The 19,922-nt window shown below is 67.1% G+C and carries 17 protein-coding genes; 10 read left to right on the top strand and 7 right to left on the bottom strand.

Features of this window, described 5'->3' with window-relative positions:
* The first annotated feature begins 291 nt into the window (after positions 1–291).
* Complete coding sequence (locus tag BMZ69_RS18905; RefSeq protein ID WP_092159424.1) at positions 292–549, top strand: exodeoxyribonuclease VII small subunit; 258 nt, start codon at positions 292–294, stop codon at positions 547–549.
* Between the two features lie 155 nt (positions 550–704).
* Here the strand turns inward: BMZ69_RS18905 and BMZ69_RS18900 are convergent, their stop codons facing one another.
* Both BMZ69_RS18900 and BMZ69_RS18895 read right to left on the bottom strand, forming a co-directional pair.
* Positions 705–1,295, bottom strand: coding sequence for a biotin transporter BioY (locus tag BMZ69_RS18900; protein ID WP_092159423.1), 591 nt, complete (start codon positions 1,293–1,295; stop codon positions 705–707).
* 164 nt (positions 1,296–1,459) lie between these two features.
* Entirely contained in the window at positions 1,460–2,128 is a 669-nt protein-coding gene (locus BMZ69_RS18895; RefSeq protein WP_092159421.1) for a GntR family transcriptional regulator, read from the bottom strand.
* A gap of 111 nt (positions 2,129–2,239) precedes the next feature.
* Between BMZ69_RS18895 and BMZ69_RS18890 the strand changes: the two genes are divergently transcribed.
* The 4 genes from BMZ69_RS18890 (at position 2,240) to BMZ69_RS18875 (ending at position 5,958) form a co-directional block, all read left to right on the top strand.
* Positions 2,240–3,160 carry a pirin family protein gene (locus tag BMZ69_RS18890; RefSeq protein WP_092159419.1) on the top strand — a complete coding sequence of 307 codons (921 nt, stop codon included), beginning with the start codon at positions 2,240–2,242 and terminating at the stop codon, positions 3,158–3,160.
* Between the two features lie 10 nt (positions 3,161–3,170).
* The gene (locus BMZ69_RS18885; RefSeq protein ID WP_092159417.1) at positions 3,171–4,106 is read left to right on the top strand and encodes a DMT family transporter; all 936 of its coding nucleotides are present in this window, start codon (positions 3,171–3,173) and stop codon (positions 4,104–4,106) included.
* A 77-nt stretch (positions 4,107–4,183) separates the two neighbouring features.
* Complete coding sequence (locus tag BMZ69_RS18880; RefSeq protein ID WP_175506869.1) at positions 4,184–5,479, top strand: SDR family oxidoreductase; 1,296 nt, start codon at positions 4,184–4,186, stop codon at positions 5,477–5,479.
* Complete coding sequence (locus BMZ69_RS18875) at positions 5,479–5,958, top strand: DUF2269 family protein (protein WP_092159415.1); 480 nt, start codon at positions 5,479–5,481, stop codon at positions 5,956–5,958. The genes BMZ69_RS18880 and BMZ69_RS18875 overlap by 1 nt, the downstream gene beginning before the upstream one ends.
* A 13-nt stretch (positions 5,959–5,971) precedes the next feature.
* On the opposite strand, the gene BMZ69_RS18870 is transcribed toward BMZ69_RS18875, so the two are convergent.
* The gene (locus BMZ69_RS18870) at positions 5,972–7,201 is read right to left on the bottom strand and encodes an MFS transporter (protein WP_092159414.1); all 1,230 of its coding nucleotides are present in this window, start codon (positions 7,199–7,201) and stop codon (positions 5,972–5,974) included.
* A gap of 183 nt (positions 7,202–7,384) precedes the next feature.
* On the opposite strand from BMZ69_RS18870, the gene dxs reads away from it, so the two are divergent.
* The gene (gene dxs / locus BMZ69_RS18865; RefSeq protein ID WP_092159413.1) at positions 7,385–9,295 is read left to right on the top strand and encodes a 1-deoxy-D-xylulose-5-phosphate synthase; all 1,911 of its coding nucleotides are present in this window, start codon (positions 7,385–7,387) and stop codon (positions 9,293–9,295) included.
* 3 nt (positions 9,296–9,298) lie between these two features.
* Positions 9,299–10,045 (top strand): TlyA family RNA methyltransferase, encoded by a 747-nt coding sequence (locus BMZ69_RS18860; RefSeq protein ID WP_092159411.1) that lies wholly within the window; start codon positions 9,299–9,301, stop codon positions 10,043–10,045.
* Here BMZ69_RS18860 and BMZ69_RS18855 read toward each other — a convergent pair.
* The gene (locus tag BMZ69_RS18855; protein WP_139219090.1) at positions 10,042–10,527 is read right to left on the bottom strand and encodes a hypothetical protein; all 486 of its coding nucleotides are present in this window, start codon (positions 10,525–10,527) and stop codon (positions 10,042–10,044) included. The two genes, BMZ69_RS18860 and BMZ69_RS18855, sit on opposite strands and share 4 nt — an antisense overlap.
* An 88-nt stretch (positions 10,528–10,615) precedes the next feature.
* Here BMZ69_RS18855 and BMZ69_RS18850 point away from each other — a divergent pair, with 88 nt between their 5' ends.
* The gene (locus BMZ69_RS18850) at positions 10,616–11,374 is read left to right on the top strand and encodes an SOS response-associated peptidase (protein ID WP_092159407.1); all 759 of its coding nucleotides are present in this window, start codon (positions 10,616–10,618) and stop codon (positions 11,372–11,374) included.
* A gap of 47 nt (positions 11,375–11,421) precedes the next feature.
* Positions 11,422–13,044 carry a gamma-glutamyltransferase family protein gene (locus BMZ69_RS18845; protein WP_210188048.1) on the top strand — a complete coding sequence of 541 codons (1,623 nt, stop codon included), beginning with the start codon at positions 11,422–11,424 and terminating at the stop codon, positions 13,042–13,044.
* A 140-nt stretch (positions 13,045–13,184) separates the two neighbouring features.
* Here BMZ69_RS18845 and BMZ69_RS18840 read toward each other — a convergent pair whose 3' ends face one another.
* The 3 genes from BMZ69_RS18840 to BMZ69_RS18830 all read right to left on the bottom strand — a co-directional run bounded on the left by BMZ69_RS18840 (position 13,185) and on the right by BMZ69_RS18830 (position 18,762).
* The gene (locus BMZ69_RS18840) at positions 13,185–15,764 is read right to left on the bottom strand and encodes a leukocidin family pore-forming toxin (RefSeq protein WP_092159403.1); all 2,580 of its coding nucleotides are present in this window, start codon (positions 15,762–15,764) and stop codon (positions 13,185–13,187) included.
* 315 nt (positions 15,765–16,079) lie between these two features.
* Entirely contained in the window at positions 16,080–17,486 is a 1,407-nt protein-coding gene (locus tag BMZ69_RS18835) for an FAD-binding oxidoreductase (RefSeq protein WP_092159401.1), read from the bottom strand.
* Between the two features lie 19 nt (positions 17,487–17,505).
* Positions 17,506–18,762, bottom strand: a complete 1,257-nt coding sequence (locus tag BMZ69_RS18830; RefSeq protein WP_175506868.1) for a class I SAM-dependent RNA methyltransferase — start codon at positions 18,760–18,762, stop codon at positions 17,506–17,508.
* 79 nt (positions 18,763–18,841) lie between these two features.
* Here BMZ69_RS18830 and BMZ69_RS18825 point away from each other — a divergent pair, with 79 nt between their 5' ends.
* A complete protein-coding gene (locus BMZ69_RS18825; RefSeq protein ID WP_092159399.1) occupies positions 18,842–19,885 on the top strand; it encodes a cysteine synthase A in 1,044 nt (347 codons plus the stop codon).
* Positions 19,886–19,922 lie beyond the last annotated feature (37 nt).

The raw sequence follows: 19,922 nt of genomic DNA, 5'->3' as shown, positions 1-19,922 counted from the left end.
CCCGAAAGCTCGTCACAATCCTCAACGCCGTCATCCGGGACAGACAACCATGGCGCGAACAAACCGCTTGACCAACAAGACAGTCGCTCACCCCTCCAGCCCTCATTCTGAGGAGCGCTCTCAGAGCGCGTCTCGAAGGATGCTCCAGCTGGTTCCGGAGCCCCCTGGAGCATCCTTCGAGACGCCGCTGACGCGGCTCCTCAGGATGAGGGCTGTGGCGATTGCTACCCCGATAGGCTTGCGAGAGCCGGCCTCAGAGCCGATAACGGCCACCCAACAGGATTCGCGCCCGTGACCGACGTCAAGACCAATGCCGATGTCGCCGGCCTGCCCTTCGAGGCGGCCCTGAAGGAGCTGGAAGGCATCGTCGCCCGGCTCGAACGCGGCGATGTGGCGCTCGAAGAATCGATCGACATCTACACTCGCGGCGAGGCGCTGAAGGCGCGCTGCGACGCGCTGCTGAAGCAGGCCGAGGCGCGGATCGAGAAGATCACGCTCGGCGCCGACGGCAAGCCGACCGGCACCCAGCCGCTCGACGTCGGGAACTAGAAGCATAGCCGGCAGCCGGACGAAGCGGTTCGATCCAAGATTTTCCGGGCTCGGACAAGCCGCAGCAGCGGCGCTTCTGCGAGAACGTCGCCGAGTGCCGGATTGACGGGATGCTGATGGAAAAGGCCGGCGCAATCGCGCCGGCCTTTTCCGATTCAAGCCTGCGGAGCGTTGTCCTTGCGACGCGAGATCGCCATCAGGATCGCCGCACCCAACCCCGACTTGACCAGCGAGCCGAGCAGGAAAGGCACGACGCCGGCGATCATCGCCTTCTCCGCGCCGATCAGCGTGGCGAGCCAGAGGCCGCCGAGAGCCAAGCAAAGGGCGTGGCCGAGCAGCATCGAAACGAAGGCGAAAGCCGGCCGGCTGCCATTCCAGCCGCGCTCGGCCAGCCAGCCGACCAGCGCCGCGACGAGCGGGAAGGAGGCGAGATAGCCCGCGGTCGGGCCCATGAAGGGCGCGAGGCCGCCGGTGCCATTGGCGAGCACGGGCAGGCCGACCGCCGCTTCTCCCAGCCAGGCGAGAATGGTGAGCGCCCCGAGCCGCCAGCCATAGAGCGCGCCGATCAGGATCACCGCCAGCGTCTGCATGGTCATCGGCACCGGCAGCATCGGCACGCTGATCTGCGAGGCGATCGCCAGGACCATCGTGCCGAGCACGACAGCGGCAGCCTTGACGTGGGCGGGACGCGCCTGCAGCCCGAGCGGGCTGAAGCCGGCGGGTGTGGCATAGCTGAGATCACTCATCGTCTCTCTCCGTCGATTTCAAAATTATAGATAATTTTCAAACTTGATCTATCGTAGAGTCCACAGACGTGACCGAAATGCAAGCGGGCAGCGTGCGGCAGCCTGTGTGCGCGAAAAGCACAGCTGCGCCGCGGCCGCGCGCGCCCGCCTCGCGGACGTCGATTTCAGCCCTGGATCGCGAAGATGTCCCGCGTTCCGCCAGCGGCGGTGCGCACCGGCTTGGAGCCGATCCACTGGACATGACGGGCGAGGATCGCCGCGGCCTCCTCGACCTGTCCGGCCCGGAGCGCCGCCAGGATGGCACGGTGGTCGTGGTCGGTGCGCGCCTCCCAGTCCGAGCGCCAGGCCGAGAACAGGAAACGGGCGCTGGCGGCATGGAGATCGTCGATCGCCGCCAGCAAACGCGGCATGGCGCAGGGCGTGACGATCAGGCGGTGGAAGCGCCGATTCGCCTCCTCCCAGGCGCGGACGTCGGGGGAATTGTCGCCGGCTCGGGTCGCGTCCTCGGCCTCGTCGAGCATGGCGCGCGTCAGATGCGGACCGGCATGGCGCAGCGCCAAGACCTCGAGAGCGGCGCGCATCTCGGCGACTTCGCGGACCTCACGCAGATCGAAAGCGGCGACGCGCACGCCGCGGCGCGGCTCGCTGACGGCGAGCCCCTGCGCCTCCAGCCGCTGGAAGGCCTCACGCACCGGGACATGGCTGGCGCCGAACTCGACCGCGACATGGTCCTGCCGCAGCCGCGCGCCCGGCTCGATCTGCCCGGAGATGATCCGCTCGGCGAGGATGCGGCTGATGCGGACCGGCAGGGTCTCTGGTTTCTCTTTGGCCATGAATTATCGATAATTTCCTCAGTGCGTCGCGTCGAGCCCGTGCGGCTGGTTGGCCCCTTGCCGTACACAGCATCCGGGGCCAGTCTTCGGCGCTCACAGGAGGACATCGCCATGTCGCAGCTGCCCGATCATGACCCGGTCGCGGGCGATACCCGCTCCTGCGAGGCGCTCGAACAGGTGATCGTGCCGCGCGCGCATGATCTCGGCGGCTTCTCGGTCCGCCGCGCCTTGCCCTCGATCGGCCGCAAGATGGTCGGCCCCTTCATCTTCTTCGACCAGATGGGCCCGGCCGAGTTCCTGCTCGGCGAGGGGATCGATGTCCGCCCGCATCCGCATATCGGGCTCTCCACCGTCACCTATCTGTTCGACGGCGAGATCATGCACCGCGATTCACTCGGCACCGCGCTGCCGATCCGCCCCGGCGCGGTCAACCTGATGACGGCCGGGCGCGGCATCGTCCATTCCGAGCGCACCGCGCCGGAAGAGCGGATGAAGGCGCCCAAGCTCTACGGCATCCAGACCTGGCTCGCCTTGCCGAAGACGCATGAGGAGATCGCGCCCGAGTTCATCCACCATGCCGCGCCCGAGCTGCCGCGCATCGTCGGCGAGGGAAAACGCGTCAGCCTGATCATGGGCTCGGCCTTCGGCGAGACCTCCCCGGTGAAATTCCCCTGGGACACGCTCTATGCCGAAGCCGTGCTGGCGCCGGGCGCGATCCTGCCGCTCGACCCCGACTATCACGAGCGTGCCGTCTACATCGTCACCGGCAAGATCGACATCGCCGGCGACGAGTTCGGCGCCGGCCAGCTCCTGATCTTCAAGCCGGGCGACCGGATCTCGATCCTCGGCGTCGACCAGAGCCGATTGATGCTGATCGGCGGCGAGCCGATGGACGGGCCGCGCCATATCTGGTGGAACTTCGTCTCGTCCTCGAAGGAGCGGATCGACCAGGCCAAGCAGGAATGGAAGACCGGCCGCTTCGACACCGTCCCCGGCGACGAGGAGGAGTTCATTCCGCTGCCGGAGCGGTGAACGCACCGACATGCCTGCCGAATCTCCCAATCGCTATCCGGGCGGCGCGCCGGATACGGCGGATGGCGCGCGCTCCTCTCGCAAGCGGCTGATCGGCTTTCTCTGGGCGGTGCTGACGGTCTCGATCTTCGCCGGCTGGTTCGTGGTCACGCGCTTCAGCGTCACCCGCATCCTGAACGTCTGGGACCTGACCGCGCTGCGCTACGGCATCGGCGCGATCCTGCTGGCGCCGGTGCTGCTGCGCGATCTGCCACCAAAGGCCTGGCGCAACGGTTTCATCTTCAGCGTTCTCTGGGGCGCGCCCTTCGCGGCCCTGGTGGCGCTCGGCGTGCAGATGACCTCGGCCGGGCGCGCCGCCTCGGTGACGCCGACGCTGATGCCGGTCTTTGCCGGGCTGCTCGGCTGGCTGCTGCTGCGCCAGCCTCCCGGCAAGATCCGGCTCGTCGGATACGCCGCCATCGCAGCCGGACTCTGCGGCCTGATCGCCACCGCTTCCAGCGGCGGGGCCGCGCCGAGCCTGCTCGGCCTCGGCTTCCTGGCACTCGCCGCGGCGATGTGGGCCGGTTACACGCTGCTCCTGCGCGGCAGCGGCCTCGACCCAATGCAGTCGGCGGCGCTGATCTGCTTCTGGTCGGGCCTGATCTTCGTTCCGCTGTATCTCGTCCTCGGCATCGGCCATCTCGGGCAGGCTCAGACAGCCGAGATCGCGGTCCAGGGCTTCTATCAGGGCGTGCTGATGAGCATCGTCGCGCTGATCAGCTTCAACCGCGCCGTGACACTGCTCGGTGCCTCGGCCGCCGCGGCGATGATCGCGCTGGTGCCGGTCATCGCCTCGCTGCTCGCCATCGTTGTCCTCGGCGAAATCCCGACGGTGGCGGAAGGGGTTTCGATCGCGTTCATCGTCGCCGGCGTGCTGCTCGCGACCCGGCCAGCGCCGGTTCGCTGACGCGAGTAACGCTCCGTTATCCCGGAAACGCGAGAGAGATCGGCTTGGCTCTCGCGCGGATGATAAGAACTCGCTCCATGCGTATCCTGCTCCTCGGCGCCTACGGCTTCATCGGTCTGGCCATCGCACGTCGCCTTCAGCAGGCGGGACACGACATCGTCGGCTTCGGCCGCGACCTCGATCTGGGCAAGCTCCTCGCGCCTGATCTCGCCTGGACAGGGACTGATCTGGCGACATTGTCCGATACGGCAGCCTGGCAGCCCTATCTCGACGGCGTCGATGCAGTCGTGAACGCTTCCGGCGCCCTGCAAGACGGCGCACGCGACAAGCTCGCTGCAAGCCAGGAGCGCGCCATTTCAGCATTGATTGCGGCCTGCGAAGTGCGCGGAGTTCGCACCTTCATCCAGATATCCGCGCCAGGAGCCGACCCTACCGCACAGACCGCTTTCCTGCGGACCAAGGGCGAAGCCGACGCCGTCCTTCAACGCAGCACGCTCAACTGGACTATCCTGAAGCCCGGCCTCGTGATCGGAGCCAACGCCTATGGCAGCACGGCGTTGCTAAGGATGATCGCCGCCTTGCCGGTCGTGCAATTGCTCGCCTTTGGCGCAAGCAGGGTGCAAGTCGTCGCGCTCGATGAGGTGGCGGACGCTGTTCACAGCTGCTTGGCCGGAGAGGTTCCGACGCGCGCCACATTCGACCTCGTGGCGGCAGAGCCGCACCCATTGCGCGATCTCGTCCTGAAGCTGCGGCGCTGGCTTGGGCTTCCCGCGCCCGTTGCAGTATGCGACCTCCCTAAGCCGATCGGACGCGGCCTTGCGCAGCTCGCCGATCTCGCCAGCTGGTTCGGCTGGCGCTCGCCACTCCGCAGCTCCGCCCTTGATATCCTGTCCCAAGGTATCGTCGGCGATCCCGAACCATGGCGCGCGGCCACCGGGCGCGACCTAACCGACCTGGGTGCCATCCTGAAACGACTGCCTTCCACGCGCCAGGAACGGATTTTCGCCAGGAGCCAACTGGTCCTGCCAGTCCTCGTTCTGACCCTGGCGTTTTTCTGGCTGCTCTCCGGCCTGATCGGTCTGTGGCAGTGGCGCGAAGCGGTTGCGGTCTTGCCCTCGTCGGTATCGCCCGAGCTGGCAGCAAGCTTCGTGATCCTTGGCTCGCTGGCGGATATCACGATCGGGATCGGCTTTCTGTTCCGGCGTTGGCTGGTGCGCGCGGCGCTCGGCGCGGTCGTTGTCTCGCTAAGCTACCTCATTGCCGGAACCGTGCTGACACCGTGGCTCTGGGGCGACCCGCTGGGGCCGTTCGTCAAGATTCTGCCCGCTACAGCCTTGGCGGTCGCCGTGACGACGATCGCGGGGGAACGTTGATGGACTGGCTGCTCTTCCTGCGCTGGCTCCATGTCCTCGGTGCCACGGTCCTACTTGGTACCGGTGCGGGCATCGCATTCTTCATGGTGATGGCCCACCGGACGCGCGACCCGGCCCTGATCACTCATGTCGCCGGCACCGTCGTGGTCGCGGATTGGCTCTTCACGTCATCGGCAGTGCTGTTGCAGCCAATTACTGGCTACCTGCTGGCGCGCGAGATCGGATGGCCGTTGTCCGAGGGCTGGATCGTGCTCTCTCTGGCGCTCTACGTTCTGACCGGCTGTTTCTGGCTGCCAGTCGTCTGGATTCAACATCGGCTTCGCCAGCTCGCATCGGACGCGGCGAAGAATACCGCGCCCTTGCCCGCGCGGTATTTCCAGCTTTATCGAATCTGGTTCGCTTGCGGCTTTCCAGCGTTTCTCTCGGTCCTGACGATCATCGGGCTGATGCTGGCCCGGCCATCTTTCACGCTGTGGTGAGCCCCCACCCTGATCAAGCGAGTTCCGAGAGATCGCGCAGGCGCGGCACTCGCGAGAAGCCGATGACGAGCAGCTGGATCAGGAAGCCTGCGGTCGCGAGCTGCAGGCAGGCGGCGATGCCGAGATGCGCCGCCACGAAGGCGCCGATCGCCGCGCCGACCGGGCGCGCGCCGAAGGTCGCCGTCATGATCAGGGCGGAGACGCGGCCGAGCATCGCATTGGGCGTCACCGCCTGGCGCAATGTCATCGTCGAGATCGTCCAGATGATCGGCCCGACGCCGAACAGGAAGAAGCTCGCCCCGACGAGATAAACGGAGGGAAGCCAGAGCGTCGCGAGCATCACGCCGGCCGCACAGAGGCCGGCGAACGGCCCGAGCAGGATCAACGTCCCGAAGGAGACCCGGCGGGCGACATGGGACGCGAATGCGGCGCCGACGATCATCCCCGCGCCATAGATGCCCAGGGAGATACCGACCTCAGTCGCACTGAGGCCGAGATTCTGGACGGCATAGGCGACATAGACCGCCTGGAAAATGAACCAGGAGACGTTGAAGAAGACCGCCGTCATCAGGATCGGCCTGAGCAGATCGTGGCCGGCGACGAAACGCGCGCCTTCCTTGAGATCATGCAGCAAGTCGCGCCGCGGGCCGGACGGCGCCTCGTCCTTCGGCAGGCCGGCCAGCAGGAGCGCGGCGAAAATCGAGAGCCCGGCCGCCAGGCCATAGGCGGTCGAGATGCCGATCCAGCCGACGAGCGCGCCGCCGAGCGCGGGGCCGCCGGCATAGGCGGCGCTGCGCGCCAGCTCCAGCCAGCGATTGGCGTCGGCGAGGCGCGCGCGCGGCACTACCGATGGGACAAAAGCCGGGGCAGCGACGCTGTAGCAGACGGTGCCGACAGCGCCGAGCGCGCCGAGAAGGCCCAGCCAGGTCAGATTGAGGCTGCCCAGAGCGAGCAGCAGCGGGATCGCCAGCAGCGACACCGCGCGCAGCACTTCCGTGCCGACCATGAGCCGGCGCCGCGAGGCGCGATCGACCATCAGGCCGGCGGGGATCGAGAGCAGGAGAAAGGGCAAGGTCTGCGCCGTCTGCAGCCAGCCGGTCTCGGCCGGCCCCGCCGCGAGCAGCAGAACGGCGGCCAAAGGCGCCGCAGCCAAGGCGATCTGCTCCGAGAACTGGGCAAAGAGATTGGACCAGCCGATGCGGCGAAACGCCGTCGGCAAGGGGGTGATATCGGCCGGTTGCATGACCTTGATGTCCTCGGAAGCGGTTGTGAGAACACCAAAAAGCCTTGCCGGCATGGGAGCCACCCGTTTCGTGGGAAGGCAGGACGCTCGCGACGATCGCGGGCGTGATTTCCAACTCCGGTTTGCCAGCGCGCCACGCAGGCTCTATTTCCAGATCATCCCAGCGAAGGATCCGACAGCCTCGTGCCTCGCCCCAACACGCCTCTTCTCGACAAGGTGCCCGATCCGGCCGCATTGCGCCGGCTCGACGACACGCAGTTGCGCCAGCTCGCCGACGAGCTCCGGGCCGAGACGATCGACGCCGTCTCCGTCACCGGCGGCCATCTCGGCGCCGGCCTCGGCGTGGTCGAACTCACCGTCGCCCTTCACCATGTCTTCGACACGCCGCGCGACCGGGTGATCTGGGATGTCGGCCACCAGGCCTATCCGCACAAGATCCTGACCGGCCGCCGTTCGGAGATCCGCACGCTGCGCCAGCCGGGCGGCCTCTCGGGCTTCACCAGACGGGCGGAGAGCGAATACGACCCGTTCGGCGCCGCCCATTCCTCGACCTCGATCTCGGCCGGGCTCGGCATGGCGGTCGGGCGCGATCTCGCCGGCGGGACAAACAACGTCATCGCCGTGATCGGCGACGGCGCCATGTCGGCCGGCATGGCCTATGAGGCGATGAACAATGCCGGCGCGACCGGCTCGCGGCTGATCGTCATCCTCAACGACAACGACATGTCGATCGCCCCGCCGGTCGGAGCGATGTCGGCCTATCTCGCCCGCCTCGTCTCCGGCCGGACCTATCGTTCGCTGCGCGAGATCGCCAAGTACCTGGCCGAGAGGCTGCCGCGCTTCTTCCACGAGAAGGCGAAGCGCACCGAGGAATATGCCCGCGGCTTCTGGACCGGCGGCACCCTGTTCGAGGAGCTCGGCTTCTACTATGTCGGTCCGATCGACGGTCACAATCTCGACCATCTGCTGCCGGTGCTGCGCAATGTGCGCGACGCCGAGACGGGGCCGATCCTCGTCCATGTCGTGACGCAGAAGGGCAAGGGCTATGCCCCGGCTGAAGCGAGCGCCGACAAGTACCATGGCGTGGTCAAGTTCGACCCGGTCACCGGCCAGCAGGCCAAGGCGCCGGCGAATGCGCCGAGCTATACCAATGTCTTCGCCAACGCCCTGATCAAGGCGGCGCGCGAGGACGAGAAGATCGTCGCCGTCACCGCCGCCATGCCGTCAGGCACCGGGCTCGACGCCTTCGGCAAGGAGTTTCCGGGCCGCACCTTCGATGTCGGCATCGCCGAGCAGCATGCGGTGACCTTCGCGGCCGGCCTCGCCACCGAGGGCTTCAAGCCGTTCTGCGCGATCTACTCGACCTTCCTGCAGCGCGCCTATGACCAGGTCGTGCACGACGTCGCCATCCAGAAGCTGCCGGTGCGCTTCGCGCTCGACCGGGCCGGGCTGGTCGGCGCCGATGGTGCGACCCATGCCGGCGCCTTCGACGTCGCCTATCTCGCCTGCCTGCCCGACATGGTGGTGATGGCGGCGGCGGACGAAGCCGAGCTCACCCATATGGTCGCGACCGCCGCGGCCTATGACGACGGGCCGATCGCCTTCCGCTATCCGCGCGGCGAAGGCGTCGGCGTCGAGATGCCCCAGCACGGCGTGCCGCTCGAGATCGGCAAGGGCCGGATCGTCAGGCAGGGCACGCAAATCGCGCTGCTTTCGCTCGGCACGCGTCTCGCCGAATGCCTTTCCGCCGCCGAGCAACTCGGCCAGCGCGGGCTCTCGACCACGGTCGCCGACGCCCGCTTCGCCAAGCCGCTCGACGAGGAGCTGATCCTGCGCCTCGCCCGCGAGCACGAGGTGCTGGTCACGGTCGAGGAAGGCTCGGTCGGCGGCTTCGGCAGCCACGTCCTGCAATTGCTGGCGCGCGAGGGCGTGCTCGATCGCGGGCTGAAGATCCGCAGCCTGGTGCTGCCCGACATCTTCCAGGACCACAACAAGCCCGAGGCGATGTATGCCGAGGCCGGCCTCGACGCCGCCGGCATCGTGCGCACCGTCGAGAAGGCGCTCGGCCCCGCCAGCGCCATCCGCCGCGCCTGAACCATGACCGCCGGCCTGCCACGCCGGGTCCGGGCCGACCTGCTGCTGGTCGAGCGCGGCCTGTTCGAAAGCCGCGCGCGGGCGCAGGCGGCGATCGCCGCCGGCCTGGTCAGCGCCGATGGAGTCGTGCTGCGCAAAGCCTCGGAGACGGTTCCGGATACCGCGTCGATCGAGGCGCAGGCGGCGCATCCTTATGTCTCGCGCGGCGGAGTGAAGCTCGCCGCGGCGCTCGATGCCTTCGGCTTCGACTCGCAGGGACTGACTTGCCTCGATGTCGGCGCCTCCACGGGCGGCTTCAGCGATGTGCTGCTCCGGCGCGGCGCGGCGCATGTTTACGCCATCGATGTCGGCCAGGCGCAATTGCACGAGAGCCTCAAAGGTCATCCCCGCCTGACCAGTCTGGAAAGCCAGGACATCCGCACGCTCGACCCCGGCCTGTTCGGCGAGGCGCCAACGCTCGCCGTGATCGACGTCAGCTTCATCTCGCTGAAGCTGGTGCTGCCCGCGGTGGCGACATTGCTCGCGCCACAAGCGCGGCTGATCGCGCTGGTGAAGCCGCAATTCGAGACGAAGCGCTCGGCGCTGAAGAAGGGCGTGCTGCGCGACGAAGCACTGCAGCAACAGATCTGCACAGAGATCGCAGACGCTGCCGCCGGCCTCGGCTTCGCCATTGCAGGACTCATCCCCTCGCCGATCGAGGGCGGCGACGGCAACCGCGAATTCCTGCTTGGCGGCGAGCGAACGGCTTAGCTCGCCATCACGGCGTCGATATCGGCCTGTACCGCATTTGGATCGATATAGGCCGCCTCGCCCTGGCCATTGGCGTTGATGAAGGCGGTGGCGCGGGCGATCAGGCGGCGCAGCGACAGGCTGGCGACGTCGACGATCAGCCCCGGATCCTCCTCCGCCGGCATCTCGTCGAGCAGCGCCGTCGCCGTGTAGATCAGGCGGTCCATGGCGGCGCAGAGCGCATCGAAGCTGCGGGCATGGCTCTGATCGAGCCCGCGATAGGCCGCCATGGCCTCGCCTGCACAGCGCAACGGCGAGCCAGCGAAGTGTTCGACATAGCCGAGGGCGCGCCAGGCCTTGAGGTCGCCGACGATCTCGCGGTCGATCGGCACCATCTCCAGCAGCATCAGCGCCTCGCTGTGCCGGTTGAGGTAGTCGGTCGAGAGTTGCGGAGCAGCTCCGCTCACCGCAGTCGGTGATGTCTCGGTGGCGGAAGCAGACATGAAGAGGCCCCGGAAGCACCGCGACTATGCTGTGCCAACCGCAAACAAAGTCTTGATCCGGTCACGATAAGGCGGAACACAACGGACGATGTGTGGTCGCTATGCCGTTACCCTGCCGCCGGAGGCGATGCGCGAAGCCTTCGCCTATCGCGAGCAGCCGAACTTCCCGCCGCGCTACAATATCGCGCCGACGCAGCCGGTGCCGGTGGTGCGTCTCGACGAGGGCCGGCGCCAGTTCATCCTGATGCGCTGGGGCTTCATTCCCGGCTGGGTCAAGGATCCCAAGGACTACCCTCTGGTCATCAATGTCCGCAGCGAGAGCGCCAGCGAAAAACCGTCCTTCCGCGCCGCCCTCACCCGCCGGCGCTGCCTGATGCCGGCCGACGGCTTCTATGAATGGCACCGCCTCGGCGAGGGCCGCCAGCAGGAGAACAGGCCCTATCTCTTCCGCAGGCCGGATCGCAGCCTCTTCGCCTTCGCGGCGCTGTGGGAGACCTGGCACAGCCAGGATGGCTCCGAGATCGACACGGTCGCGATCGTCACTGGCCCGGCGAACGGGCAAATGGCGGCGATCCATCACCGCTCGCCGGTCGTCGTGCCGCCAGAGGCATTCGACGCCTGGCTCGATCCTTCGGCGGAGCCTGCGACCGTGCAGAGCCTGATGCGCCCGCCGCCAGACGATTTCTTCGAGATGTTCCGGCTCGGCGCAGGCGTGAACAAGGTCGCCAATGACGGCCCGGAGGTACAGGAGCCGTTCGACCCAGCTTCGGAACCGGCACCTGCTCCTAAGACCGCCATGCGTTCCCGTCGGGGCGGCCCCGACGATGCACAGGGCAGCCTGTTCTAGCGCTGGCCATAGCCGCGCGCTTACTCTGGTTCCAAACGAGACCAACAGTGGGAACGCACGATATGGATGGCCGCCGCCCGACGATGAGCTCCCTGCACGGCATGGTCGCCGCTGCCCACCCGCTGGCAGCGCAGGCCGGCGCGCGCATCCTCAGCCGGGGTGGCAATGTCTTCGATGCGGTCGGCGCGGTCGCGTCCGCACTCAACGTGGTCGAGCCGTTCATGTCGAGCCTTGCCGGCATGGGGTCGGCGATCATGTGGGTCGCTGCCGAGAAACGCGTCCGCGTGCTCGATTTCGTGCCGCCCGTGCCGGAGAGCTTCCCGCTCGAACGCTTCACGCAGCGCTCCGAGCTCGAGCGCGGGGCGCTTGCAGTCGCTCCGCCCGGCAATCTCGCCGGCTGGTGCGAGCTCAACCGCGCCTATGGCCGCCTTTCGCTGGAGCAGATCTTCGCGCCGGCGATCGCGCTCGCACAGGACGGCTTCCCGATCGCGGAGTTCGGCGTGATCGAATTCAACGAGCAGGCGCCACTGCTGCGCGAACGGCCCGATCTCTACGAGAACTGGGCGCGAAACTATCTGCGCGACGGCGGGACGGGCGTCGCGCTAGGCCAGATCCTGCGCCAACCGGAACTGGCGGCGACCTTGCGCGACATCGCCGCCAAGGGGCCGGACCATCTCTATCAGGGCGCGCTCGGCGAGACGATCACCAACCATCTCAAGGCCCAGGGCGGCACGCTGACCATGGCCGATCTCGCCAGGGTCACGCCGCGCTGGCGCGAGCCGCTCGCCGCCACCTATCGCGGCCGGCAGGTGCACGTGCCTCCGCCGGCCTGCGAGGGCTTCCAGTTCCTGCTGACTTTGCGCATCCTCGACGGCTTAGACCTCGGCAAGCTGGAGCGCAACGGCACGGAGCATCTCGACATCGTCTATCGCGCCATCCGCCTCGCCGCCGGGGTCCGGATCAACAACAACAATCCCAAACCGGAGAAGCTCGCCGAAATCCTCTCCGACGCCTTCGTCGAGCGTTTGCGGGCGCGGGTGCGCGACGGCAAGCCGATCGACGGCCCGACCGAGCAATGGATGCCGCAGGCGCCCGTGGGCGAAGACCCCGGCCACACCACCTCCTTCTCGATCGCCGATCGCGAGGGCAACCTGATCTGCGTGACGCAGAGCATCGGCAGCCCGTTCGGCAGCGGCGTCGTCGTGCCGGGCACCGGGCTCTGCCTGAACAACTTCCTCTACTGGGCCGACGTCCAGCCCGGCAGTCCGAACCGCTCGCTGCCCGGCTCGGAACTGCCGATGTGCATGTCGCCGACGCTCTCGACCAAGGACGGCGCGCCGGTGCTCGCGCTCGGCACACCCGGCAGCTACGGCATCCTGCAGACGCAGGTGCAGGCCATGGTCCAGCATGTCGATTTCGACCTGCCGCTGCAGGACGCGATCGAGGCGCCGCGCGCCCGGCTCTGGGACGGCTGCGAGGTCGAAGTCGAGAACCGCATTCCAGCCGGGACAATCGCGGCGCTAGTCGAGCGTGGCCACGGCATCTTCGCCAATGAAGGCGGCTGGACCATGCGCGTCGGCGGCATGCAGGCGGTGTCGCGCGATCCGGCGACCGGGCGTCTTACCGGCGCCTGCGATCCGCGCCGCGACGGCTATGTCGCGACGCCGTGAAGCCAGGCCGCCGGGACCATAACGTCAGCTAGAGCATTTCCACGTTTCTCCGAATCGCGAAAATGCTCTAGCTTCTTGTTTTATCACATTTTCTTCACGCGAACCGGTGCCCACTTCGCCCGAAAATGCTCTAGCCGCGATCATTGTGGCGCAGGCGGGACCGGCGCGTTGAACCAATGCTCGATCCAGATGCCGTTGTGATTGTCGTGCGGGACGATCTTGGCCAGCGTCTTGAACGGGCTGTTGGCCTGCTTTGCTTCCGGCGAACGATCGAACCGGAAGACCTCCTGCATATAAGGCTGGAAGGTCGTATGCGAGATATCGTTCGACAAGTAATACGTCCACATCACATGCGACGCATCGGACTTGTTCTCGGTCAGGACGTCCGGTGAGGAGTAGCTCGTAGACTTGCTCCAGGTACCGGAGACACTCATACCACCGGTCGCAGTGTCGCCGAAGAAGCCGAGATTGCCGCCGACAGTCAAGCTCGTACTGCTGGTGGTCGTGGTCTGGCCTTCCGTGGTCTGCGGGCTGCTTACGATCACGACCGGAGTCACGCCCGACTGCTCGGTCCAGACATTGAAATCGTACCAGTCCATGGTCGCGGCTGGATAGCCGCCGCAGCTGAACACCGCCTGATGTGCCAGATAGTAATAGTCCCAGAGCTTGTTGTCGTTGTCGAGGCAGGACACGGGGATGGCGATGTTGGTGACCGTATAGGTGGTGGGCTCGCCTTGGCCGTCGACCGTATGCGACTGCGTGAACACGTCGCAGACGTTCTGCACCTCCTTGATGAAATCGACCGGGTCGACCGAGGCACCAAGCAACCTTGCCCGTACAGCAGGGGCAGGTTTGGTGTCCTCCGTCAGACTCCGGGTTTCGGCATCTCGCAGCGCCGCCATCAGTTGGCCGGACTGATGGGTGTTGCCGGCCTCCGAATCGTCGCGCTCCCAGCCCGCGTTCTTCGCCGGCGTGGCGCCGAGCGCGGGCGCGGCGACGAGGGCCCTGGTGGCGACGGGTGCGGACGCCTCCACCTGCCGCATCGGCACGGCGAGCGTCGTCTGGCGGAAACCGCCATTGCGGTCACGCTGGATCATCCAGGCATCGATGATCTCGATAGGATCAGCACAGGGACAGGGCTGTGCGGAGCCGTGCAGGAACGCGAACGTCGCGGCGATGACGTCCGTGCTCGCCGGGTGCAGGAGGGTGATGGACTTGCCGGCGTCGTAGGCCTGCTTCAGGCACGCCGTCTCGGCGTCGCCGAGCGATGACAGACCGTCGCCGTTGAGCACGAAATGCTGCGGGTCGGCTTGTGACGGGTTGGCCGCCGCGACGGCCGGCAGGTAGCCCGCCAGCCGGCCGGCGAGAGCGCCGAAGCGGGCGATCGGCACCGCCTTCCCGATATCGGCCGCGGCCGGAGATGTGGCGGGCGGGCCGGCTGCGTCGAGTTCGCCCGGCCCCTCGCCATCGAAGAACGGATTGGCAGCGGGATCCTCCTTGGCAGGATCGGCCGCAGTGCCGGCGGGATCGATGATGTTGGCTGTGCCCGCATCGGTCTTGGCGGCGGTCGCCGTGATCTGCGCGTCGTTGGCCTGGACCGGGATCGAGCGCTCCTCGGTCAGAACGACCTTGACCCCCTTCTCGACCTCGATGGTCTCGGCGGCGTTCCTCTGCAATGCCAGCATGGTCTGCTCGGCTGCGGCCGGGCTGATGCCGGAAACCAACGTCACGCCCGAGCGCAGCACGTCGGCCATCGAGCCCCCGCCATTCAGCGACCGATAGACGCTGGCGAGATAAGGATATTTGGCAACTGCGGCGGGCGTATAGGCCGCCGTGAGATCATCGCCCAGCGGCTGGCCGTCGAAGAAGCGGTTGTGGAGCGCGTCGCAGATAATGACCTGGCTGCCCTCAGCTCCCGGTCTGACGACCGGGCTGCCGCCAGCAGCCGGCACGATCAGGAGGTCCGGCTTCATCGGGAACACCTTTTCGGTGAAATCCTTGCAGATCGCGAAGCCGATGGTCACGGGTCCGCCACGGCGCCCGGTGACGTCGGCAACCGACAGGATCGTGGGCTCGGGTGTTCCGACCGGCTGCACCATCATCTGATCGGTGACCCAGCCGTCGATCTTGCTGGGATTGTACTTGCCGTATTCGAGCCCTTCGGGACTACCCGTCGCCCCACTCATGATGGCGAAGCCGCGGTTCTCCCCGATCTTCAGACCCTTTTGCGGGCCATCCGCCACAACTCGGCCGGTGTCGATGGCGGCGGCCGTATTGAGCAGCCAGCCCGCCGGCAGCCTTTTTGCGAGGTCGGCATAGCCGGCTTTGACCGCCTGCCAGAAATCGGCTTGGAGCGGGCGGCTTGCGTTGTAGAAGCGAACCACGTGCGCCAGATCGCCGTCCCGACTGACATTCTCCTGGTAGCCGTTCCAGCCGAATTCGGGCTGTATCGCCAGATTCAACCGCGTCGGATTAGCGGTGCGCAACGCGCCGCTCTTGTCGATGTAGCTCTCGATCGTCGCAATGCACTTCGCGACATCAGCCAAACTCTCGGGCCGGATCAATGGCGGCAGCAACAGCGACCGATAGGTCGAATAGCCGCGCGTTGCCGCCGCCAGGCCCGTAACTCGATTCCGCAGGAGAGTGCCGACCCGCCGCGACAACGTATCGAACGGCCCGCCCAGCATCTGCGCGTGAAGATCGGTCTCGGAATCCGGCATGACATCCCCCCGGTTGTCTGAGATGTGTCGCCGGCCGCCGAGTAGGTTTCGACGGTTCCAGCGAGCGTGAAGCTTTCCCCCGGCGACCTGCTCAGCGCGCGCGACAGCATGCGGGCGCACGGCAAGGTGACCCGTTGCTTCACTGCGATGTCAGATGACTACCTTGGCTCGCGCAAAGTCACTGGCCGTCGCCAGCCGCCGGCGAACGACAGAGCACAACCCCAGAGCGATTTTGCCACGCCGAACGTCTTAAAGTTTTAGACCTTTTAAGACGTCAACTCCATGACATCTCGCGCATAGGATGTGAACGGCCGTTCACAGCACCGCGCCGGGATTGAGCACGCCCTTGGGGTCGAGCGCCGCCTTCACCGTCCGCATCAAATCGAGCTCGACCGGGTCCTTGACGCCCGGCAGCAGCGAGCGCTTGAGCCGGCCGATGCCGTGCTCGGCCGAGATCGAGCCCTTGAGCTCGGTGACGATGGCATGCACTGCCTCGTTCATCGCGTCCCAGCCGGCGAGATAGGCGGCCTTGTCGGCGCCGACCGGCTGGCTGACGTTGAAATGGATGTTGCCGTCGCCGAGATGGCCGAACGGCACCGGCCGGCAGCCCGGCACCATCTCCTCGACCGCGGCGATGGCGCGCTTGAGGAATTCCGGCGTCGCCTGGAGCGGCACGGAGACGTCGTGCTTGATCGAGCCACCCTCATGGGTCTGCACCTCCGAGAGCATCTCGCGCAGCTTCCAGAGATCGGCGCGCTGGCCGAGCGAGCCGGCGAGCACGGCGTCGGTGACCAGCCCCTCTTCCAAGGCTTCGCCGAGGAAAGCCTCGACCGCGTCGGTGAGTCCGGTCTCGGCCTGGGCGCAGACTTCCATCAGCACATACCAGGGCGACGCCTCCGAGAGCGGATCGCGCGCACCGCTGGCGTGGCGGACGACGAAGTCGAGGCCGATGCGCGGCATGATCTCGAAGGTGGTGAGCGTGCCGCCGGCGCTGGCCTTGGCCTTGTTGAGCAGCGAAAGCGCAGCCTCCGGATCGGGCACGGCAAGGAAGGCGGTGGCGCGCGCCGCCGGCAGCGGGAAGAGCTTCAGCACCGCGGCAGTGATGATGCCGAGCGTGCCTTCCGAGCCGATGAAGAGGTTCTTGAGGTCGTATCCGGTGTTGTCCTTGCGGAGCTGGCGCAGGCCGTTCCAGATCCGGCCATCGGCGAGGACGACCTCGAGGCCGAGGCAGAGCTCGCGGGCATTGCCATAGGCGATCACAGCGGTGCCGCCGGCATTGGACGAGAGATTGCCGCCGACCGTGCAGGAGCCTTCCGAAGCCAGCGAGAGCGGGAGGAGCCGCCCGGCGGCCTCGGCCGCCTCCTGCGCCTTCTGCAGGATGACGCCGGCTTCGACGGTCATGGTGTTGCCAGCGGCATCGACCGAGCGGATCCTGTCGAGCCGCTGCAGCGACAGGATGATCTCGCGGCCCTCGGCGACCGGGACCTGGCCGCCGACCATGCCGGTATTGCCGCCCTGCGGCACGACCGTCGCGCCGGTCTCGCTCGCCCATTTCATCACGGCCGAGACCTCGGCGACCGAGCCCGGCCGCACCACCGCCTGCGCCTTGCCGTGAAAGAGACCGCGCGGTTCCTTGAGAAAAGGCACCATCGCGTCGGCGTCGGTGATGACGTTCCTGGCGCCGACGATGCCGGCCAGAGCTTCGATGGTAGACGCGCTCATCCTGCCTCCGGAGACCTGATCACTTGCGGCCGGCGGTCTTGCGGAAGACGCCGACGAGTTCGATGTGGGCGGAATAGCGGAACTGGTCGACCGGCGTCACGCGCTCCAGCGCATAGCCGCCTGCGACCAAAAGCGCCGCATCGCGGGCGAAGCTGCCGGCATCGCATGAGACATAGGCCACGACAGGGACCTTCGAGGCCGCGAGCCGCTTGACCTGCGCCTCCGCGCCGGCGCGCGGCGGATCGAGCACGACGGCGTCAAACAGATTAAGTTCATGCTCCAGCAGCGGCCGGCGGAAGAGGTCGCGCGCTTCGACCGCAACCGGCTTCAGGCCTTGCGTATGGTTGGCGGCCCGGCTCAGCGCCTGGACCGCGGCCTTGTCGCTCTCGAAGGCGGACACCTGCGCCTTCTCGGCGAGCCGCACGCTGAACGGGCCGCAGCCGGCGAAGAGATCGGCGACGCGCTTCGCCTTGGGGATCGCTTCCAGCACCAGGCGTGACAAGGTCGCCTCGCCCTCGGCGGTCGCCTGCAGGAAGCCGCCGGGCGCCGGCGTCACCGCCGCCTTGCCCATCAGCTGGAAGGGCGCGCGCCGTTCGACGATGACCTCGCCATGCATTGAGAGGCGGGCGAGGTCGAGCCGCTCGGCCGCCTCGGTGAGCTGCCGGCGCAGGCTGTCACCGGCTGGTCCATGGCCGCGAATGTCGACGTCGAGGCCAGCTTCAGAAGCGGTCAATTGGATGTCGAGCGGCTTGTTCGAGGCGCGCAGGCGGTTGGCAAGGTGCTGCGCCACGATCGGCGCGCGCTCCAGCCCCGGCGCCAGCACCGGGCAGGTATCGACTTCGATCAGATCGTGGGTCCCTGCCACCATGAAACCGACGCGCATGCCATCGTGCTCGCGGCGGGCATGGAAGGTGACGCGCCGACGGCCCTCACCATGAGCATCGACCATGGGAGCGACCTCGGTCTCCAGCCTGGTGCGCGAGAGCGCCGTCACCACCTGCTGGCGCTTCCACTCGGCATAGAGCCCCTCGCCCATATGCTGCGCGGCACAGCCGCCGCAGCGGGTGAAGAGCGGGCAGATCGCGGCAATGCGCGAGGCGGAGGGTGTTAGAATTTCCACGACCTGCGCCCGATCGCCATCGCGCACCGTACGCACGCTCTCGCCCGGCAGCGCAAAGGGCACGAAGACCTGGCCCTGCGCGGTCTCGGCGACGCCGTCGCCGCGCTGGCCGAGTCGCGCGATCGTGAGCGTTTCATTCATGGCGAGGGCGGACATGCGCTTCCAGATCGTGACGTGATTGCGGGTTTGGCCTATCAGGTGCCGAGCGACAGGGAAATGGCTGGAGTTGCCTGACATGACTATCCGCAACGGCGTCGTCGAAGCGATCGGCAACACCCCCATGATCAAACTGAAGCGCGCCTCGCAGGAAACCGGCTGCGAGATCCTCGGCAAGGCCGAGTTCATGAACCCCGGCCAGTCGGTCAAGGACCGCGCCGCGCTCGCCATCATCCGCGATGCCGAGAAGAGCGGCGCACTCCGCCCCGGCGGCGTCATCGTCGAGGGCACCGCCGGCAATACCGGCATCGGCCTCGCGCTGGTCGGTAATGCGCTCGGCTATCGCTCGGTGATCGTCATCCCGGAGACGCAGAGCCAGGAAAAGAAGGACATGCTGCGGCTCGCCGGCGCGACCCTGGTCGAGGTGCCGGCCGTCGGCTACGTCAATCCGAACAATTACGTGAAGGTCTCCGGCCGCCTCGCCGAGGAGCTGGCGCGGACCGAACCGAATGGCGCGATCTGGGCCAACCAGTTCGACAATGTCGCCAATCGCCAGGGCCATATCGAGACCACCGGCCCGGAGATCTGGCAGCAGACGCAGGGCAAGGTCGACGGCTTCGTCAGCGCCGTCGGCACCGGCGGGACGCTCGCCGGCGTCGCGATCGCGCTGAAGGGCTACAACCCGAAGATTAGGATCGCCCTCGCCGACCCGATGGGCGCGGCGCTCTACGCCTACTACACCAGCGGCGAGCTCAAGGCCGAGGGCTCTTCGATCACCGAGGGCATCGGCCAGGGACGGATCACCAAAAACATCGAGGGCGCGCCGATCGACGTCGCCTTCCAGATTCCGGACGAGGAAGCGATCCCGCTTTGCTTCCAGCTGCTGGAGGAAGAGGGCCTGTGCCTCGGCGGCTCCTCCGGCATCAACGTCGCCGGCGCGCTCCGGCTGGCGAAGGAGATGGGTCCCGGCCACACCATCGTGACCATCCTCTGCGACTACGGCACGCGCTATCAGTCGAAGCTGTTCAACCCGGAGTTCCTGCGCTCGAAGAACCTTCCGGTGCCCGGCTGGCTGGAGCGCGATGGCGGCTTGAAGGATGTGCTCGCCAAGGTGATGGCCTAAACGCCGTGCAGCCGCGTCCCGGTTCGCTTCTTTCCGA

This window comes from Allobosea sp. CRIB-10, assembly GCF_900112185.1.
Taxonomy (GTDB): Bacteria; Pseudomonadota; Alphaproteobacteria; order Rhizobiales; family Beijerinckiaceae; genus Allobosea.
Note: the sequence above shows the minus strand (reverse complement) of the source record. Positions and strands in the feature narration are given on the sequence as shown.

What these genes read in the sequence shown, in the direction of transcription:
- BMZ69_RS18900 (WP_092159423.1), bottom strand. Translation starts at nt 1,295, where the DNA reads ATGAGTGATCTCAGCTATGCCACACCCGCCGGCTTCAGCCCGCTCGGG.
- BMZ69_RS18895 (WP_092159421.1), bottom strand. Translation starts at nt 2,128, where the DNA reads ATGGCCAAAGAGAAACCAGAGACCCTGCCGGTCCGCATCAGCCGCATC.
- BMZ69_RS18890 (WP_092159419.1), top strand. Translation starts at nt 2,240, where the DNA reads ATGTCGCAGCTGCCCGATCATGACCCGGTCGCGGGCGATACCCGCTCC.
- BMZ69_RS18885 (WP_092159417.1), top strand. Translation starts at nt 3,171, where the DNA reads ATGCCTGCCGAATCTCCCAATCGCTATCCGGGCGGCGCGCCGGATACG.
- BMZ69_RS18880 (WP_175506869.1), top strand. Translation starts at nt 4,184, where the DNA reads ATGCGTATCCTGCTCCTCGGCGCCTACGGCTTCATCGGTCTGGCCATC.
- BMZ69_RS18875 (WP_092159415.1), top strand. Translation starts at nt 5,479, where the DNA reads ATGGACTGGCTGCTCTTCCTGCGCTGGCTCCATGTCCTCGGTGCCACG.
- BMZ69_RS18870 (WP_092159414.1), bottom strand. Translation starts at nt 7,201, where the DNA reads ATGCAACCGGCCGATATCACCCCCTTGCCGACGGCGTTTCGCCGCATC.
- BMZ69_RS18860 (WP_092159411.1), top strand. Translation starts at nt 9,299, where the DNA reads ATGACCGCCGGCCTGCCACGCCGGGTCCGGGCCGACCTGCTGCTGGTC.
- BMZ69_RS18855 (WP_139219090.1), bottom strand. Translation starts at nt 10,527, where the DNA reads ATGTCTGCTTCCGCCACCGAGACATCACCGACTGCGGTGAGCGGAGCT.
- BMZ69_RS18850 (WP_092159407.1), top strand. Translation starts at nt 10,616, where the DNA reads ATGTGTGGTCGCTATGCCGTTACCCTGCCGCCGGAGGCGATGCGCGAA.
- BMZ69_RS18840 (WP_092159403.1), bottom strand. Translation starts at nt 15,764, where the DNA reads ATGCCGGATTCCGAGACCGATCTTCACGCGCAGATGCTGGGCGGGCCG.
- BMZ69_RS18835 (WP_092159401.1), bottom strand. Translation starts at nt 17,486, where the DNA reads ATGAGCGCGTCTACCATCGAAGCTCTGGCCGGCATCGTCGGCGCCAGG.
- BMZ69_RS18830 (WP_175506868.1), bottom strand. Translation starts at nt 18,762, where the DNA reads ATGTCCGCCCTCGCCATGAATGAAACGCTCACGATCGCGCGACTCGGC.
- BMZ69_RS18825 (WP_092159399.1), top strand. Translation starts at nt 18,842, where the DNA reads ATGACTATCCGCAACGGCGTCGTCGAAGCGATCGGCAACACCCCCATG.